The following is a 17,416-nucleotide window of genomic DNA, read 5'->3' as shown; positions in this document are numbered from 1 at the left end:
TTCTTTTTGCTCGCCGATAAGGTCAGTTTCCTTTCCATACACAGCGGACAAATGCTTTTTCGCGCGGCATCCGCTTGGCATACGCCTGCATTTCTTCTTCAATCATCTGTACCGCATCGTCATTTCCCCTTTTGGCGAATTGATCACGGGAGCTTTTGGCATTGTCATATTTCTTTTTCGCGTCAAAGTCCACCTTTTCCATCGTCAAGTAATAGCAAAAACGCCCCGCCATTACTGGCGGGGTGTATTTGGGGGTTAGGAGGAGATTTTTTAGCGGAGGCGGTGACCCGTCAGGTCGAAGCGATTGCCGTTCTTCTCGATGAAGAGCGTGTTGCCCTTCTTGACGAGGCGAGGCGCAGAGGCATCACCACGAATGGCAGGCATCACCTGACGGATTGCATCCGTGCCCGGTTCGGTGCTTCCCGGTTCGCTGAACTTGATCCAGTCGATATCCATCCAGTCGCCGGTAACGGTAAAGCGGAGGATGTGTTCGCCCTCGGTCAAGTCCACCTTGGCTTCGACCGTATTGTATTCGTCGTAGTTTTCTTCACCCGAAGTTGCCGCAGGCACGGCAATTTCTTCAGTGATGTCCTTGCCGTCCATGGAGAGCTTGAAGCTAGAAGTGTTGTTCGCAGAAGCCACAGAAGCGTTCATCGTGTAAGTTCCCGTCTTAGCAACCTTCACGGTGTATTCGAGCCATTCGCCCGCCTGGTTGTAGCCCACGATGATGCCAGACGCCTTCTTGTAAAGGTCCACGCCGGTACCCGGACGGTAGTCGCTATCGCCGTGGTTTTCGGTATCGTTTTCGTTGTAGGTGGTGTTGCCCTGACCTACGCCGTTAATGTCGAAATCTTCCACTTCGATTTTACCCGGAATGGCGAGAGCCTCGCCCTTGAACGGCTTACGAGGAACCGGTTTGAGAACCAATCGGAGGAGCGCCGAGCCGTGAGCCGGAAGCTCGATAGAAACGTGAGAAACCGGGCCCAAGTCCTTCTTTTTCCAGGCATCGCGGACTTCCACTTCACCTTCTACGCCAATGTCTGCAAAGTTGCATTCAACGGTCTGGGTAGATGTATTGTTGTTGAGAAGCGCCACGGCAATGTCGCCATTCTTCAAGGGCTTGGTCCAAATCTGCTTGCCATTCTTGTCGGAGACGCGATGGCCCTGAACGCCAAGAGAATCCTGGTTGATGGCAATCATGTCCTTGTTCAGGTACAGGTCCTTCGTTTCGCTACTCATGTTGCGCACGTCAGAACTGATCATGATGGGAGCCGCCATGATGGACCACATCGTCATCTGGGAGCGCTGTTCCTCGTAAGAGAGGCCCCTGTTGCCCACTTCGAGCATGTCCGGGTCATTCCAGTGGCCGGGCTTTGCAATCTGCCAATACTTGTTGTTCGCATCGATGATTTCGTAGACGCCGCGGTACCAGGAGGTAGAAATCCATTCGGGACCGATATCGAAAGTGGTGCGCCAGAGGTTGGCAATCTTGGGCATCCAATCCTTGTATTCCCACATGCAAATGCTGAACACAATATCGCGTCCGGAATTGCGGAGTGCGTTGGACATGGCAGTGTAATCTTTTTCCTGGGTTCTCGGATCGGAATCGCAGTTGTCGTACTTCCAGTAGTCCACACCCCATTCGGCGAGCTTCTTGGCATCCTGTTCTTCGTGACCATTGGAACCGCTTTGGCTATCCCAGTTGCTGTTGTAATGGTGGCAGGTGCGTTTACCGCGATCGCCGTAAAGACCAAATTTCAGGCCCTTGCTATGCACATAATCGGCAATAGCCTTCATGCCGCTCGGGAAAGTCTTCGGGTTGTTCTGGAGGTTGCCCTGGGCATCGCGCTTGGTATCCATCCAGTTGTCGTCGAGGTTCAGGTAAATGTAGCCAGCGTCCTTCAAGCCGGAATTGACCATCGCATCGGCAATTTCTTGAATCTGCTTCTCGTTGATGTTTTCGTGGAACACGTTCCAGCTGTTCCACCCCAGCGGTGGCGTAAGCACCAGGCTATCCGGATGCGCGAAGGCCTGAGAGGCCATACCCAAAAAGGCAAGGGCACAAGCCCCGCCGAGCGAGCATTTCTTTAAACCAAACATCTTCATCACTCCACAATTGAATTGTTGATTTAAAAATACTCCCCAAAAGGCATAAAATACACATTCAAAAGGAAGACGCCATTGATTATTTGTCAATGGCGCGCTATGGATTCTATCGCCCCCTTCGGGGTCTCCAGAATGACAGCGATTTCAGCGTTTTTTAGCGGGAAACGGGCACCAGGAGCGATTTTTCACCCTTCAGGCCGCGTAGGAGATAGACTCCCTTCGTATAGCCCGCGCGTAGGAGTGTTTCGGCCTCGGTCGCATCGTGCATTTCGATAGTCCCGAGCCTGTGGCCGCGCAAGTCGAACACGGCATACGCAGCCGGCTGTTCGCGCACAAACTGCACCCCGCGCAGGGCGGTCGTTCCCGTATCGGCAGGGGCTTCCGTCTTCGCGATTTTCACGTTGTCGAGCGTAAGCGTGCCGGTGGCGGCGCCCGCATTGAAGCTCAGGCGGCTGTTCGTATCGGTCGCGGCCGTCATCTGGAACTTGAACGTAAATGTCTTCGAGGTGGTGCCGAGTTCAAAGTTCTGCTTTTCCTTGAGGTAAGATGCCCATGGGTCGTTGTGCTGTTCCACGTTCACCTCGAGCGTACGGGAGGCCCCCGCGCTCGCGTCAAAACTGATTTCGTACCACTGCCCCTTTTCAAGGTGCAGGTCGTGCTGGATAAGCTGCACCTGGTAATTCTCGGTACCGATGGCAGAAATATCGAGTTGGTACTTGCCGCTCTTGACCTCGCCCGTCGCCTGCGCGTCACCGTGCACCTGCAGGTCCCAAGCCACGGAGGTGGAATCGAAGCCACCGTTAAAGATGCTGTCGCGGTTCGTGGGCACCACAATCGCAGGGGGCGGAGGCGTGATGCTTGAGCCATCGAGCGAATAGTTCTTCACGAAGTTCCAGATTTCCACGCTCGTATTGACGCTCACGGCCTCGTCCATGGAATACCAGTGGCCCTTGCCGTCAATCGTCAGCAGGCGAACTTCGACGCCATCGGTGCAGCCGCTCCAGATTTCGAGCGATGCGGCAGAACCCGGCTTAGTCGAGGGATACGGCTTGATCTTTTGCGAATTGCTGGAGCACTTCTGCGCATTGACCCAGCCCTTGAGGGTATTCACGGTGCTGTTGTAGTTCACCACGTCGTCGGTGGTACCGTGCGTATGCATAATCGGCATGGCGCGCTTGGGCGAGTTTACACCGCCGCCACCCGAAACAGGCGCGATGGCCGCAATCTGGTCGCCCATCTTGTTTGCCACGTGATAGCTCATCATGCCTCCCATCGAGAAGCCCGAAACGTACACGCGGTTCTTGTCGATACCGTACTTGCTATACATCTCGTTGATAATGGCCTTGATAAAGTTGAGGTCCTTGTTGCCGGAGATATCCCAGGCCTTGTTTTCGCCATTGGGGAACACCACCACGAAGCGCGCGGTATCGGCAATGGATTCCCACTTCGCAGCGTTCTTTTGGTAGGGCGCATCCTGGTTCATGCCGTGCATCTGGATGATGAGCGGGCGGTTCTTCTCGATGCCCGAAGGCGCATACACAAGCATGCTACGGCTCTTGCCGTCTACCGTTATGTTATCTGCAAGCGCCGGAACCGAGAAAACAGTCGCGGCAATCAATGCAAAAGCAGAAATCGCCTTCGCAGGGATAAATCTTTTTCCAAACATCTCTTCTCCTTTTTTGAGAGACATACTACACCATATCTAAAGATATATCGAACAGTCCCCCGCGGGATGCCGCAGGGGAAATAAAGCATTGACAATTTGTTCAAGAAATTACTTCGTTACCATCACGCGGCGCGTAAGGCCATTTCGGTTTTTAATCAGGTAAACACCCTGTTCAGAAACCATCGCGCGGACCTTGGACTGGGCCTCGTATGTGCTGACTGCATCAACCGCGCCAACGAACGTGCCGTTCAGACTGAACACGCGATAGGTCTGCGAGCCCTGCACATTGTAGCGGACTGTCTTTGCAAAGTCCGTTCCAATGGGTTCCGGATCCGTTGCATCCTTGCCCTTCACGAACGTGAAGTAGTCAATATCGAGCCAAGAACCTACAACCGTAAAGCGGAGCACGTGTTCGCCCGCAGGGAGCGTCACGTTGGCCTGCACCTTATTATAATCATCGTAGTTTTCTTCGCCGGAACTTGCCGCAGGCACCGCAATTTCTTCGGTAATGTCCTTGCCATCCAGAGAGAGTTTGAAGCTCGAGGTGTTGCCTGCCGCAGCGACAGCCGCAAACATGGTGTAATCGCCCGCTTCCGTCACGTTCACGGTGTATTCGAGCCAGTCACCTTCGCTGTTGTAGCCCACAATAATTCCAGTCGCCTTCTCGTAGAGGTCAACGCCGGTGCCCTTGCGGTAATCGCTATCGCCGTGGTTCTCGGAATCGCCATCATAGTAAGAGGTACCATCCTTGCCCTTACCCGGAACATCGAAGTTTTCGGCTTCGATCTTGCCCGGGAGAGCAACGGCGGGACAGTTTTCACCGGCGGCACAGAACGGAGTCTGCGGGACAGGTTCAGAACCTGCGCCATCGAGGTAGATTTCATCATTCGCGTCAACACCGACCTTGAACCAGTCAAAGTCCGCATAGCCACCGGCCTGCTTGGTTGCAAAGTTGAAGAGGCCCCAACGCACGCCCACGAACATGTGGAGGTCGTAATTGAGTTTCACGTCGCTACCAATCTTTGTCCAGGTATTGCCATCGGTGCTGTAATAGAAGTATGCGGTACCGCGGTCAATCGGCAGGTCGAAATCGATACGCAGGTAAACCTTGGAACCCGAAATCGCCTTGCTATCCTTCAAGCTTTCTCCGTCCTTGTTTCCGGTGTACATCACCACCTTGTAGCTGCCGCCATCTTTAGCAAGCGCCACAAAGCCCTTGTCATCTTGCAGGGCAACGAGGCCGGCCATATCGCCATCCTTCATGCCGGTACCGTCGACAAGCGTACGGCCAGAACTCTTGGGGCCAAAGGAACGCTGGGTCAGGGTGTTCTTCGCATTCACCACGCGGCTATCGGTGCGGCTCGTAGTAATGCGGTAGAATCCCGGATTTGCAGACAAACTCCAGTTCTTGTTATCGGGATTGTGGTTGAACTGCCATTCAAGAGCAAGTTCGCTGGATTCAAAATCATCGCTGGTGACCATGCCATAGCCCGGGAGCGGGGATTCCGGCAGGTCAATCGTGGAGGGAGCCTTGCTTCCGCTGGTCGGAACCGGCCAGCCGTCCTTCCATTCCATCGGGACCAGGTGCGACATACGGCCGACCGGGCCGGAATCGCGGAACAGGAGGGCATACCACTTGCCATCGGGAGTATCAAAGATGCCACCCTGCGCAACACCGTTATCGGAGAGGAAATACCTTCCGCTAAATCCGGAGAGCAGGCTCTTGGAACGGTAAACGATTTCGCTACGGCTCTTGCCCGCCGGCCAGGAAATCGTGAACAGGTAGTATTCGCCGTTCACCTTTTCCATGTGCGAGCCTTCCTGCTGCACGTAGTAGTTGCTGGTGCCGGTCACCTGGTTGATGCTAACACCGCCGAGCTTGCCGCTCTTGCCGCCGGCCTTTACACCGCTTGCGTCGTCGTTCAACTGCACGTAGCTAATCTGGTCGCCACTGCCGTAGAACACCCAAACGGTGCCGTCGTCATCGAAGAAGAGGGACGGATCGTGATAGAACGGGAGCTGGACTTCGCTCCACTGGCCGCTTTCCACATCGGCGGTCTTGTACAAATGCGTCTTGCCTGTCGTGTAGGACGGAGTCAACACGTAAAAAAATCCCTTGTGGTAACGGATGCTCGAAGCCCAAGAGCCCTTACCGTAGGCGTCCTTGCCGCCATTCAAGTTCTGCTGGTCGTTGTTGGTGAGCGTCTGGTAGGCATAGCCCACCGTGCGCCACTGGGCCAAATCCGTGCTCTTGAAGACGGGCACGCCAGGCGCAAAGTGCATGGTCGTCGTCACCATGTAGTAAGCGTCGTCAACGCGGACAATCGAGGGGTCCGGGCTATCGACGTACATAATCGGGTTATTGACCGTAACGGCAAAGGAAATGCCGGTAAAAGCAGCAGCAGCGAGGGCTGCGCGAGCCAGAAGTTTGAAACATCCCATACAGAAACTCCTTATAACCCTAAAATTACCCTCTAAAAAGGCTTTTTTATATGCTTCCGATATGTTTTCCATTGATATTTTGTCAATAGGAGACTAGGGAGGGGCGCGCAAAAAAGCCCCGGCGTTTGCCGGGGCCCGATATGTGATTAGGAGAAAGTCTATCCGTAGATGAAGCCGAGAGTGACGGCAATAGCCATAAAAAAGACTATTTGTTTGACAATTACGAGTTCGCCTTTATTCATACCGTACCACCTTTTGCATCTTCTGGTTTTTTGTTCCTGGATTGGAAACTACAAAATAAACACCCTTCGGGGCAATGTCGGACATCACATTATTCTTCATTTTTTCGACCGCCTCGCGCATATTACGAGCCTTTATGACAGAGATCACGCGCCCCTGCAGGTCCATTATCGCAAAACTGCTTTCGGCTTCGGTCATCAAGTTCAGGGGCAGCGCAAGACCGTCAGTACCAGCCGACACCGCCTTGAATTCCACGTAGTCGATATCAATCCAGTCGTTGGTTATTTCAATTTTCAGTTCGTGCTCGCCCGCCTTAAGCGAAGCCTTGCCACCACTTACAACTTCGAACGCATCAAAGCCTTTCCCGGTATTGGCCATCTCGGTACCGATAGGCTGGTCGTCCATATAAAGCGTCAAGCTACCGGTTCCGTTCTCACCCGCCACGTTGGCAGAAATCTCGTATTCACCATCGGCAGCCACGTTCACGGTGTACTTGAGCCACTCGCCCTTCTGGCAGTACCCCACGACAATGCCCATGTTCGGCTGGTAGATATCCACGTCGTCCTTGCGGAGCTTGCCGCCCTCGTTACCCTTGTTCAGGTCGTAATAGGCCTTATTCGCACCACCCTTGTTGTAGTTTTCGGCCTGCACCTTGCCCGGGATTTCGATCGGGTCGGTGTAGGGTCCATATTCTTCGGGCGGTTCGTCAGGAACCGTAGACTGGCTCGGGTCCACCAGGTTTACCGGCGGGGCATCCGGGTCAATCGTCTTGTCGATAAGCTTGAGCATCTCGGAGCAGTAGCGCCTGCCGAGCTCAATCACGCCCGCGCGCCCAAAGTGGTACGGGTCCTTGCCGTTACCCTGCAAACCTTTTGAGGATGCAAGCCCGAACTTCTTGAAGTTGTTCTTGAGTTGCGCAATTCCGCCATTCTTGCTTCCGCAGCAGTTGTTGCCTTCCTGGAGGAGTTCGCCGGCAACGAACGGAACCTCGTTCTCGTCGAGGTCGAGCGCGTCGATAATATCCTTGTAAGTCTTGTAGACGGTGCGGCGCCAGTTGTCGTCGGTGCCGTCGCTTTCGCCCTGGTGGAAAATGAAGCCCTTGATGACGCCCACTTCCTTAGCCTTCTTGGCGAGTTCCAGAATGCGTCCCGGAGGGTTGTTGTCGTAATCCTTGGGCCAACCCCAGCTCATAATGTCCTTGCCGTCGCCCTTGAAGTAGCTTTCGTACTGGTCCTTGTCGAAGGCACGAATGCTCACCGCACCGATAGCGACCGGGATAATGCCCACGGTTACGCCCGGCAGGGAATCCACCATCGCGCGGCCGAAGTAGTCCGCCGGGGAGAGGTTCTCGAAGGGGTGGAACATCGGGGGGATAGCCGTGTACCATTCGCCAGTCTTGATAGACTGATTCGTCTTGCCGCTACGCTGGCTCGCGTTTGCGTTATGCGAGGCGAGCATCAGGAACTTGTCCTTGTACTTGTCCTGGTCTTCGGAAGGAACGATATCGCCGTTACCCGCCATGTTGGACTGCCCGTAGGCAATATAAATATGGAAATTAGGGTTCGGGGCCGCATTGGCAAGCGTCGTAAGCATCAGGATTCCCCCCACCAGCCATAGCACGATGGTCAAAATCTCCGAAAACTTCTTCACATCCATAACACACTCCTTTGTCTTCCATAAAATTATTTTCCACAAACAGGAATATTCCTGCAAAACAACCCTTTTTCATGGACAAAAAGTCAATAAGAGTGTGTAAAAAAATGTACAAAACAGCCTTTTTTGTAAAAAAACGGGCACTTTTATCCAATTTTGCATTAAACGGCAGCAAAATTGCAAGGATTCACTTTAGTATCAGTACTGGCGTCTCTATCGGGAGTTTTCCCCGCTCCGCTTCTTCCAGCGGGGCCCTGATGCGGTCAAAGAACGCCTTGAGCGCCTGTGGGTTTGCACTTTCCCATATGCCGCTCGCACCGACGCCCGACAGGAGGTCATGCTTTTCGAAAGTTCCGTAGTCACTTCCGATTACATGCAGCCTAAACGTTTTTACGGAATCCTGGTAGAACGAGATCGTCGCCCTGGAGATGCACAGGCACCCACCGGAAAAGGATTCCCGCTTGGGCGTGCGTAACAGCGAAAGGAGTTCCTGCAACTGGCTGGAATCGAGTTCAACATTCCCATGTTTCTGCAATTCTTGGGCAACAACGTCAATTGTCTTTTTCTTATTCTTGCGCGTAACGTTCTTCGGTAAGGCAATTCCTGTAAAACTGACTATCGCGTGTTCTGAATCTTTCAGCAAATCGTAAAGGGGCTTCCCGACTGCCGTATCGCGGTCAAGAATCATTCCGTTCAGCGCAAAGTCAGGATCCTCCGACACATCGGCCGACCCTATGGGGCATGGCCGGAACTTCACGCCCTGGTTCCGCAAAAAGGCGTTTACCTTCCGCATCGTCACAGGCTTTTCGGGTTCCCACACGCCGATATCGTCACCGACACGCCCGATTTTGTCGGCAACACGCAGTTCCGCTACAGACAAAGTATCATGAAAGAGCTGTACACGCACACCCGTCGCGCATTCCGTATGGAAGGTATCGAGAAGCGTTTCCTTCGCATCGGCAAGGCGCAGCAACTGAACGAAGTTCTGGTAGGCACGACCGCTAATCACCTTGCCCTTCGCATGGTCACCAAGACCTACCGGCGTCACGAGCATCATGTTCGCGCTGTCGAGCACATCGAAAAGCGGCCTGGTCTCGTGCGATGTTCCTTCCCCGCCATCGCGGCAGCAGAACACCACAAAGGCAACTGCCACAGTCACGCAAGCCAAAACCGCAACACAGACAATTTTCTTCTTTCTCTTCTGCACATGCAAAATATAACTTGATTTTCGGCCCGTGCGGCCTTCGCAGCACTTCTAAAAAACTATCTTTTACTGAGTAAAAACATAAAGAGGTCTATCATGACGTTCGAAGAAATGTACGCACTGGCGTGCCAGCGCAAAAAGGAAATGCCCGAAGGCAAGGGAACCACGGAACTCTTCAAGAAGGGTCCGCACGCCATCGGCAAGAAGCTCGTGGAAGAAGCCGCCGAAAGCTGGCAGGCCGCCCGCTTCGAAAGCCGCGACGCGCAGTGTCTCGAACTTTCCCAGGTGCTCTACTACGTGGCCGTGATGATGGCCGAAAAGGGCTTAACTCTCGAAGAGGTGTACGCTAAACTATGATCAAGGTAGCTCTCCCGAACAAGGGCATGCTTTTCGAACCCACGCAGGAACTCCTGAAGGCCTGCGGCTACAAGGCATCCAAGCCCTACAAGACTCTGACTCAGCTCGACACGAAGAACGGCATCGAATTCTTCTTCCTCCGCCCCAGCGATATCCCGATGTACGTGGGTCGCGGCATCATCGACGCAGGCATCACCGGCATCGACTTCAACGCCGAAGCGAAGAGCCCCGCGGTGAAGGTTCTGGACCTCCCCTTCGGCGCTTCCAAGATGTGCGCCGCCGTCCCGAACGACAGCCCGGTGCAGAGCCTCGACGAACTGAAGGACAAGACCATCGCCACCAGTTTCCCGAACATCGTGGAAAGCTTCTACAAGAAGCCGATGGATTTCGTGGTGCTTGAAGGCGCCGTTGAAATTTCCGTGAGCCTCGGCGTGGCAGACGCGATTGTGGACGTGGTGGAAACCGGCACGACCCTCAAGCAGGCCGGGCTTCGCATCGTGGGCGACCCGCTGTTCCGCAGCAACGCCGCCCTGTTCTGCAACCCGCAGAAGACGGAACTCGAAGAAGTCAATACGCTCATCCGCCGCATCGAGGGCAAGCTCGTCGCCCAGTCGTACATGATGATCGAGTACGACTGCCCCGCAGAACTGCTCCAGAAAGCATGCGAACTCACGCCCGGGCTCGACGCCCCGACCGTGACCAAGCTGCACGGCCGCGAGTGGTACTCCGTGAAGGCGATGGTCCCGCAAGAAGAGGCGAACGCCATCATGGACAAGCTCTGGGACGCAGGCGCCCGCAGCATCCTCCTGTTCGGTATCAAGAGCGCGCGCATCTAGACCATGGAATCTCTCGCATACCTAGCACGCCAGCCCATCCTCGACCGCGATGGGAAAATATTCGCCTATGAGCTCCTGTTCCGCGATTCGCCCACGAGCGACACCGCAGTCATCGCAAGCGACGTCCTCGCGACCGCCCAGGTCCTCGAAAACGTGCTCAACAACATCGGGCTCCCGAAGCTCATCGGCGACCACAAGGCGTTCGTGAACTGCAGCCGGGAGATGCTGCTCGACAACCTGTTCGGGCTGTTGAACCCTCGCTGCTTTGTGCTCGAAGTTCTCGAAGACGTGGAAGTCGACGACGCCCTGGTAAAAGCCGTTGAGCGCTACAAGGCCCGCGGCTTCGAAATCGCGCTCGATGACTTCATCTACAACGAGCAGTTCCTTGCCCGCTGCCAGCCACTGTTCCCCTATGTCAACTACGTAAAGATGGACATCGTCGAGAACAGCGAGGATGCGCTAGCCGAAGCCGCCAGGTTCTTCAAGGCCAAAAACATCAAGGTCCTCGCCGAGAAGGTCGAGACCAAGGCTTGTTTCAAGAAGTGCCTCGCCGACGGATACGACTACTTCCAGGGGTTCTTCTTCGCAAAGCCCGAGCTCGTGACGGGCCGAAAGATCGACGCGACCTCCGCCGCGATTCTCCGCATACTGCTTTTGCTCCGCACGCATCCGACCCTCGACAAGCTCTGCGAATGTTTTTCCGAGAACGGCAACGTGGCCGCGAACCTGCTTCGCTTCGTGAACTCGGACGCCCAGTTCAGGAGCCACAGCATCGCGAACGTGCGCGACGCCATCATCTGGATCGGCATGAGGAACATTCAGGAATGGCTGATGCTCATGCTCTACGCGCGACCCGAGATGGGCATGACGCCTCAGAGTTCGCCCCTGTTCCAGAACGCGAGCCACCGCGCGAAGTTCCTGGAACTCCTCGCACGCGTGGTCCGCGGCACCGACGACGACCTGCCCGCAAAGGCCTTCATGGTCGGTCTCATCAGCCGCATGGATGCTCTCCTCGGCGCACCGCTCGAGTCCATCCTCACCGATTCGCCTGCCGACGAAGAAATGCGGATAGCGCTATTGCAGCGTTCCGGACGTCTCGGGGAACTCCTCCGACTAGCAGATGCCGTGGAACAGGACGACCAGGCCGCCATCGTCGCGCTCCTCAAGGAACTGAACATTTCCGCAGCACTCCTCAACCGTTGCGTCAATGACGCATACACGTGGGCCCATGAGCGTTGAACCGGAAAGCCTCGAGGCGCTCATCGCCGAATTCGCAGGCCTTCCCGGGATAGGCCAAAAGACGGCACGCCGTCTCGCCTATCACGTACTGACACGGCCCAAAAGCGACATCGAGCGCTTCGCGGGCAACCTCACGAACGCCATCGAGAAAGTCCATCCCTGTCCCAAGTGCCACGCCTTTACCGACGAGGAGCAATGTCCCATCTGCAGTGAACGGCAGGGCGCGAAGGCCATGTGCGTCGTGGAAAAGAGTTCCGACATCCTGCCCTTCGAACGCTCCGGCATCTTCAAGGGCCTCTACTTCGTGCTCGGGAATGTCATCTCCCCGCTCGACGGGATTGGCCCCGAGCAGCTGCACCTTTCGCAGCTGGTCCAGCGGATCAAGGACGAAGGCATCGAAGAGCTCGTCCTCGCGCTCGGGTCTAGCCCCGAAGCCGACAGCACCGCCCTCATGATAGACCGCATGCTTGCCGGATCAAGCGTCAAGCGAACCCGGCTTGCCCGTGGAATCCCAATGGGTTCCGACCTCGAATTCGTCGACGAAATCACCATGCTCCGAGCCTTCGAAGGGAGGGTAAGCCTGTGAACCCGGTAAAGTTCGGCGATTTCACCGTCACGTCCGCGGAATTCGTGAAGGCGGCGGTAAACCTCAAGGGCCTCCCCGAAGAAAGACTCCCGATGGTAGCCTTCCTCGGACGCTCCAATGTGGGCAAGTCATCGCTCATGAACGCCCTCATGGGGCAAAAAAAGCTGGTCAAGGTCAGTTCTACCCCCGGAAAGACCCGCGAAATCAATTTCTTCAAAGTCAACAACCAGTTTTTTCTTGTAGATTTACCTGGTGTAGGCTTTGCCAAGGTGAGCAACGCGAAGCGCGACCAGATGTCCGAATTTATCCGCGAGTACGTGGAAAAGTGCAAGGACCTGCGCGGGCTTGTGTACCTGGTGGACATACGCCACGGAGGCTCCCCCACCGACATCGATACGGTGGAGAGCATCCGTAACACGGGCTGCCCGGTGCTGGTAATCGCCAGCAAGCGGGACAAGGTGAACCAGTCGGAACTGGCGAAAGGGCTGAGGCAGATTCAGGAACGTCTCTCCCTACCCGAAAAGCCCCTGTGCGTAAGTGCCGTCAAGGGCCACGGGATTGCAACGCTCTGGCAAGACATACTGAGTGCGATAAACGGGACGAACATAGTAGATGGAAACAAATAAGGACGAACAGCTAACCGTCATCGGCAAGATGTTCCACTCGCTGGGACTCTTCCTGCTGCGCAAGACTGCGGGGCAGCAGGTTGCCTTGTTCATCCGTGCGTTCATGTCCCTCTTTTCCAGGAGCCGCAGCTTCAAGACCGACTCGAAGAACATCATCCTGCAGACCTTCTTCACCGGTGTCGAAATATTCCCCATCCTGTTTGTCGTCGCAACCCTTTTTGGAACCGTCGTCATTGTCGAAGTCATTACCATGATGGGCAAGGTCGGATTCTCGGACGTGGTCGGCGGCCTCATGGTCGTCGTCATCATTCGTGAACTCGGGCCTATCCTCACGGCATTCCTGATTGCAGGCCGTAGCGGTTCGTCGCTCACTACCTACATCGGCGGCATGGTCATCAACTCCGAGGTCGACGCACTCGCATCCATGGGCGTAGACCCCATCCGTTATCTTGTAATGCCGGGACTCATCGGCGGCGCCGTTGCAACCTTCATCATGACCATAGTCTTCAGCGCAAGCGCTATCTGTGCCGGATTCCTGATGACGAAGATTGCCATCGCCATCACAGGCAACGCCATCAACCTGCAGCTCACATGGGACTACCTGTCGACCGAAATCCTCAACGCCATGACATTCATGGATTTCATCTTCATCGTCATCAAGCCGCTCGTTTTCGGAAGTATCATTACCACCAACGCCTGCTACCAGGCAATGAACATTCCCCGTGACATCCGCCAGGTGCCCAAAGCCACCGGCAAGTCCGTCATCAAGTCGTTCTTCTACATTGTCTGCGCCGACGTATTCCTTTCCCTGTTCTATTTCATCGACTATTTCAACGAGATTTCGAAGATAATCTGATGTTTGACGAGGCCCTCAGAATTGACAACCTGCACCTGTCCTACCGGGGACTGATCGGGACGGCTTTTTCCAAGCCAAGGGCGCTCGGCTTTTTCGAATCCGGCATCCAGCCCGGCGAAGAGGAACTGATTTCTGGTGCAAACCTCGTCCTCAAGAAAGGCGAAACGTTGTGCATCGGCGGCGGCTCCGGACAGGGCAAAAGCGCGCTTCTCCGCGTCATCGCAGGACTTGCCCGCCCGAACCTTGGGAAACTCTACTATTTCGGGGAATACATCCCGCCCGAGAGACTTACGGCCCTCGAAGTGGCAAAACGCCAGGTCGGGTTCGTATTCCAGAACGGCGCCCTCATTTCGAACCTCCGCGTCCGAGACAACATCGCCCTTCCGTTACGTTATCACAAAGTCGGCACCCCGACGGAAATCGAAGACAAGATTAACATGGCCATGGACCTCATGCGCGTCCGCGACTGCGCCGGCATGTTCCCGCACCAGTTGAGCGTCGGCATGCAGAAGCGTGTCGCAATCGCCCGCAGCTGGGCCATGGGCCCGCAGCTCTTGCTCATGGACGAACCGACTGCAGGCCTCGACAACTACAACCGCCGAAACCTGCTGCCGTTGATCGACAACATGCGAACCCTGTTCAAGACGTCCATCATCATTGTCACCCACGACTTGATGGTAGCAAAGGAACTAGGCTGCAAGATAACCTTCCTTGCCCAAAAGACATTGACCGAGCCCCATTCCTTCGACACGTGGCTTCACGGGGACACCGAAATTACAAAAGAACTCTTCCGCGACCTTCGCGCAAGCGGGTAAAGCCGCTACGCGGCAATGTGGAGTGTGGAATGCCAAATGAATAATTAGCCATCACACATTACACACTACACATTACACATTTTACAAAAGGATTTCAAAATGTTTCTCCCCCTTCCCGACGATTTTCACGCGCACCTGCGCCAGGGCGAACTCATGCCCGGATACGTGCGCGACCTCGTGCAGCAATTCGGACGCGCCATCATCATGCCGAACACCGTTCCCGCGATGACAAGCGCGAAGGCGATAAGCGATTACAAGAAGCAAATTCTCGAAGCCGCGAAGGACGTGCGCCCCGACTTTGAACCGCTCATGACTTTCAAACTGAACCCGAACTACACGGAACAGAACTTGAAGGACATGATGGCGGTGGGCGTTATCGCGGGGAAGTACTACCCCGCAGGCGTCACCACGAACAGTGCCGATGGCATCAGCGACTTCGAAGCGGTTTTCCCAGTAGTTGCGATGATGGAAAAGCTCGGGCTCGTGCTGTGCGTACACGGCGAAGAACCGGGCGAATTCTGCCTGGACCGCGAACCTGCGTTTATCAAGCGCGTCGAGACGCTTGCGGCAAAGTTCCCGAAGTTGAAAATCGTCTTTGAGCACCTGAGTTCCGCAAAGTCGGTCGAAGCCGTCAAGAAGCTCCCCGCAAATGTGGCGGCGACATTCACGGTTCACCACCTGATGATGACTCTCGACGACGTCGTCGGAGACGCGCTCAGGCCGCACCACTTCTGCAAGCCGCTTCCGAAGCGACCAGAAGACCGTGCCGCCATCCGCGAGGCAGCCTTCAGCGGCAACCCGAAGTTTTTCCTCGGCACGGACTCCGCCCCGCACCAGCAGGGCAAAAAGGAATGCCCTTGCGGTGCGGCGGGCGTCTACAGCGCACCTGTCGCCGTCCCGCTCCTGGTACAGGAATTCGAACGCGCAGGCCACCTCGACAAACTCGCCAATTTCATCGGCGGCTTCGGCGCCGATTTCTACGGAATCCCGCGAACCACAAAGCAGATTGAAGTCGTGAAAGAATCGTGGACCGTTCCTGAAGTAGTCAACGGAGTCGTCCCCCTCGCCGCCGGCCAGACGCTCGACTGGAAAATAAAGTCGCACTAACAGAATCGACCGAGTTTGGAGACAGCCCTTTTAGGGGCTGTCTTTTTGCTTATATCGCATTAAATTTTGAATTTAATGTTTCGCTCGCCTTAAAAAATATACATTATGGAAGGATTTACCAACCTACAGGTTTTTATGGGATTCGTTCGCGCTATTCTTTACTACCTCACCATATTCACCGGGATGATCATTCTCGGAACGCCCTATATCATCTACAAGAGTATCTGCGGACGCAAATCCGAAATCACGAACGTCTGCAGTTTCTATTTCAAGAATGTCATCTTCAAGTTGTTCGGAATCAAGATTGTCGTTGAAGGCAAGGAGAACATTCCCAAGGAAAGGGGATTCATCATCGTCGCGAACCACGCGAGTTTTCTCGATATCAACGTCATCTGGCCCGCACTCGGCAACACCGCCTTCATCGCGAAAGCCGCCCTCTGGAAAGCCCCGGTATTCGGCTGGGTACTCAACAGCATCGGCTGCATTCCCGTGCACAAGAACCCGCGCATGAATGCCGGCATGGGCAAACTCGTCCGGAAGCGCCTCGATGACAAGTACAACATCGCCGTGTTCCCCGAAGGCCACCGCAGCGAGGACGGCCGCATGTTCAAGTTCCAGAACGGCATCTTCCGTATGGCCAAGGACAACAAGCTTCCCCTGCTGCCCATAACGCTCATCGGCACCAACGAATGCCTCCCGAAGGTGAAGTGGACCATGAATCCGGGCGTAGTCCGCATTGTCGTCCACCCGCTCCAGACACCCGAAAGTTTCGAGAACACACCCATGAACGACTTGCGAGACGAGATGCACGACCTAATCGAATCCGCATTGCCGTACAAGCAGCAAGAAATTGCCCAAAAGAATTTAGACGCCGATACCGGCGCAAAGGAGGCCTAAAATGGCACAGCATTTACCTAGTGAAGATCAGATTATTGCCATTCTGCGCGACGAACCGATGGTCGGTAGCCGCCTGCGCAGCGCACTCGGGCTGCCCAAAAAGCAGAAGATGGCTTTCAAGCAGCTGCTCGCCGACATGGTGGACCGAGGCCTCTTGAAGCGCACCAGCCACAAGGAATACCAGCTGGGAGACGGGGAAACCGTCGAGGAAAAGCGCGAGAAGCGCGTGAAGAAGATTGCGGAACAGTACCCCGAAGACAACCGCCGCCTGGGCGCACGTAGCCGCCGCCAGACGGGCAAGGAAAACGAGACCCGCGTGAAGCGCGGCATTCTGCACCAGACGGGCGAAGAAGAATGGGAAGTGCACGAACTCGAGACCGGCAAGGTATACGAGATGTGCCACCGCAGGCAGGCCCCGGGCAAGGAAGGCGAGACCATCAGCTTTACGCTGTACCCGCACCCGAAACTCAAGCACAGCTACTTGGCAAAGGTCGACCGCACCGCCGAAGCCATGAACATCAGCTGGGACGAAGTCAAAACCAAGTTCATGGAAGACGCGAACTTGCCCAAAGACTTCAGCCCCGCTATCAAGAAGTATGTGGACAGCGTCAAGGAGCCGTGCGGCAAGGACTTCAAGGGCCGCGTGGATTACAGGCAGCTCACGATTCTCTGTATCGACCCCGAAGGCGCCATGGACCACGACGACGCCATTAGCGTGGAACGCACCCCCAAGGGCTACAGGCTGGGCGTGCACATTGCCGACGTGAGCTACTACGTACCCGAAGG

Annotated in this window: 16 protein-coding genes; 10 read left to right on the top strand and 6 right to left on the bottom strand. The window is 55.3% G+C overall.

The features are described 5' to 3' along the window. Positions 1-22: 22 nt before the first annotated feature. From B2310_RS02400 to B2310_RS02375, 6 genes are all read right to left on the bottom strand, one after another. Positions 23-202 carry a hypothetical protein gene (locus B2310_RS02400; RefSeq protein WP_173365212.1) on the bottom strand — a complete coding sequence of 60 codons (180 nt, stop codon included), beginning with the start codon at positions 200-202 and terminating at the stop codon, positions 23-25. A gap of 68 nt (positions 203-270) precedes the next feature. Then, a complete protein-coding gene (locus B2310_RS02395; RefSeq protein ID WP_349679637.1) occupies positions 271-2,106 on the bottom strand; it encodes a carbohydrate-binding protein in 1,836 nt (611 codons plus the stop codon). Positions 2,107-2,260: 154 nt separating this feature from the next. Then, complete coding sequence (locus B2310_RS02390; protein ID WP_290728422.1) at positions 2,261-3,772, bottom strand: carbohydrate binding domain-containing protein; 1,512 nt, start codon at positions 3,770-3,772, stop codon at positions 2,261-2,263. A gap of 108 nt (positions 3,773-3,880) precedes the next feature. Then, positions 3,881-6,214: a family 43 glycosylhydrolase gene (locus B2310_RS02385; RefSeq protein ID WP_290728420.1), complete on the bottom strand. Its 2,334-nt coding sequence runs from the start codon at positions 6,212-6,214 to the stop codon at positions 3,881-3,883. Positions 6,215-6,448: 234 nt separating this feature from the next. Then, positions 6,449-8,110, bottom strand: a complete 1,662-nt coding sequence (locus B2310_RS02380) for a sialate O-acetylesterase (protein WP_290728418.1) — start codon at positions 8,108-8,110, stop codon at positions 6,449-6,451. Between the two features lie 184 nt (positions 8,111-8,294). Next, positions 8,295-9,314 carry a hypothetical protein gene (locus B2310_RS02375; RefSeq protein WP_290728416.1) on the bottom strand — a complete coding sequence of 340 codons (1,020 nt, stop codon included), beginning with the start codon at positions 9,312-9,314 and terminating at the stop codon, positions 8,295-8,297. 93 nt (positions 9,315-9,407) lie between these two features. Between B2310_RS02375 and hisE the strand changes: the two genes are divergently transcribed. The 10 genes from hisE to B2310_RS02325 form a co-directional block, all read left to right on the top strand. Continuing rightward, on the top strand, positions 9,408-9,668 hold the full coding sequence (hisE, locus tag B2310_RS02370; protein ID WP_072812962.1) for a phosphoribosyl-ATP diphosphatase: 261 nt from the start codon (positions 9,408-9,410) through the stop codon (positions 9,666-9,668). Beyond that, positions 9,665-10,504: an ATP phosphoribosyltransferase gene (gene hisG, locus B2310_RS02365; RefSeq protein ID WP_290726182.1), complete on the top strand. Its 840-nt coding sequence runs from the start codon at positions 9,665-9,667 to the stop codon at positions 10,502-10,504. Before hisE ends, hisG begins: the two co-directional genes overlap by 4 nt. A 3-nt stretch (positions 10,505-10,507) precedes the next feature. Continuing rightward, positions 10,508-11,743 carry an EAL and HDOD domain-containing protein gene (locus B2310_RS02360; protein ID WP_290728414.1) on the top strand — a complete coding sequence of 412 codons (1,236 nt, stop codon included), beginning with the start codon at positions 10,508-10,510 and terminating at the stop codon, positions 11,741-11,743. Continuing rightward, a complete protein-coding gene (recR, locus tag B2310_RS02355; RefSeq protein ID WP_173366323.1) occupies positions 11,733-12,329 on the top strand; it encodes a recombination mediator RecR in 597 nt (198 codons plus the stop codon). The genes B2310_RS02360 and recR overlap by 11 nt, the downstream gene beginning before the upstream one ends. Beyond that, positions 12,326-12,955: a ribosome biogenesis GTP-binding protein YihA/YsxC gene (gene yihA / locus B2310_RS02350; RefSeq protein ID WP_290728412.1), complete on the top strand. Its 630-nt coding sequence runs from the start codon at positions 12,326-12,328 to the stop codon at positions 12,953-12,955. The genes recR and yihA overlap by 4 nt, the downstream gene beginning before the upstream one ends. Next, positions 12,942-13,811, top strand: coding sequence for an MlaE family ABC transporter permease (locus tag B2310_RS02345; protein ID WP_290728410.1), 870 nt, complete (start codon positions 12,942-12,944; stop codon positions 13,809-13,811). The genes yihA and B2310_RS02345 overlap by 14 nt, the downstream gene beginning before the upstream one ends. Next, positions 13,811-14,626 (top strand): ABC transporter ATP-binding protein, encoded by an 816-nt coding sequence (locus tag B2310_RS02340; RefSeq protein WP_173382202.1) that lies wholly within the window; start codon positions 13,811-13,813, stop codon positions 14,624-14,626. The genes B2310_RS02345 and B2310_RS02340 overlap by 1 nt, the downstream gene beginning before the upstream one ends. 99 nt (positions 14,627-14,725) lie before the next feature. Then, entirely contained in the window at positions 14,726-15,733 is a 1,008-nt protein-coding gene (gene pyrC / locus B2310_RS02335) for a dihydroorotase (protein ID WP_290728408.1), read from the top strand. Between the two features lie 135 nt (positions 15,734-15,868). Continuing rightward, a complete protein-coding gene (locus B2310_RS02330) occupies positions 15,869-16,630 on the top strand; it encodes a lysophospholipid acyltransferase family protein (RefSeq protein WP_290728406.1) in 762 nt (253 codons plus the stop codon). A 1-nt stretch (position 16,631) separates the two neighbouring features. Beyond that, on the top strand, positions 16,632-17,416 hold a 785-nt coding region (locus B2310_RS02325), incomplete at its 3' end, for an RNB domain-containing ribonuclease (RefSeq protein ID WP_290728404.1).

The sequence above is a fragment of the Fibrobacter sp. UBA3629 genome (assembly GCF_002374005.1).
Classification (GTDB): domain Bacteria; phylum Fibrobacterota; class Fibrobacteria; order Fibrobacterales; family Fibrobacteraceae; genus Fibrobacter.
The sequence above is the reverse complement of the archived record's forward strand: the minus strand, read 5'-3'. Positions and strand labels throughout refer to the sequence as shown.

What these genes read in the sequence shown, in the direction of transcription:
- recR (WP_173366323.1), top strand. Translation starts at nt 11,733, where the DNA reads ATGAGCGTTGAACCGGAAAGCCTCGAGGCGCTCATCGCCGAATTCGCA.
- B2310_RS02345 (WP_290728410.1), top strand. Translation starts at nt 12,942, where the DNA reads ATGGAAACAAATAAGGACGAACAGCTAACCGTCATCGGCAAGATGTTC.
- B2310_RS02380 (WP_290728418.1), bottom strand. Translation starts at nt 8,110, where the DNA reads ATGGATGTGAAGAAGTTTTCGGAGATTTTGACCATCGTGCTATGGCTG.
- hisE (WP_072812962.1), top strand. Translation starts at nt 9,408, where the DNA reads ATGACGTTCGAAGAAATGTACGCACTGGCGTGCCAGCGCAAAAAGGAA.
- hisG (WP_290726182.1), top strand. Translation starts at nt 9,665, where the DNA reads ATGATCAAGGTAGCTCTCCCGAACAAGGGCATGCTTTTCGAACCCACG.
- B2310_RS02400 (WP_173365212.1), bottom strand. Translation starts at nt 202, where the DNA reads ATGGAAAAGGTGGACTTTGACGCGAAAAAGAAATATGACAATGCCAAA.
- B2310_RS02385 (WP_290728420.1), bottom strand. Translation starts at nt 6,214, where the DNA reads ATGGGATGTTTCAAACTTCTGGCTCGCGCAGCCCTCGCTGCTGCTGCT.
- B2310_RS02395 (WP_349679637.1), bottom strand. Translation starts at nt 2,106, where the DNA reads ATGAAGATGTTTGGTTTAAAGAAATGCTCGCTCGGCGGGGCTTGTGCC.
- pyrC (WP_290728408.1), top strand. Translation starts at nt 14,726, where the DNA reads ATGTTTCTCCCCCTTCCCGACGATTTTCACGCGCACCTGCGCCAGGGC.
- B2310_RS02360 (WP_290728414.1), top strand. Translation starts at nt 10,508, where the DNA reads ATGGAATCTCTCGCATACCTAGCACGCCAGCCCATCCTCGACCGCGAT.
- B2310_RS02390 (WP_290728422.1), bottom strand. Translation starts at nt 3,772, where the DNA reads ATGTTTGGAAAAAGATTTATCCCTGCGAAGGCGATTTCTGCTTTTGCA.
- B2310_RS02340 (WP_173382202.1), top strand. Translation starts at nt 13,811, where the DNA reads ATGTTTGACGAGGCCCTCAGAATTGACAACCTGCACCTGTCCTACCGG.
- B2310_RS02330 (WP_290728406.1), top strand. Translation starts at nt 15,869, where the DNA reads ATGGGATTCGTTCGCGCTATTCTTTACTACCTCACCATATTCACCGGG.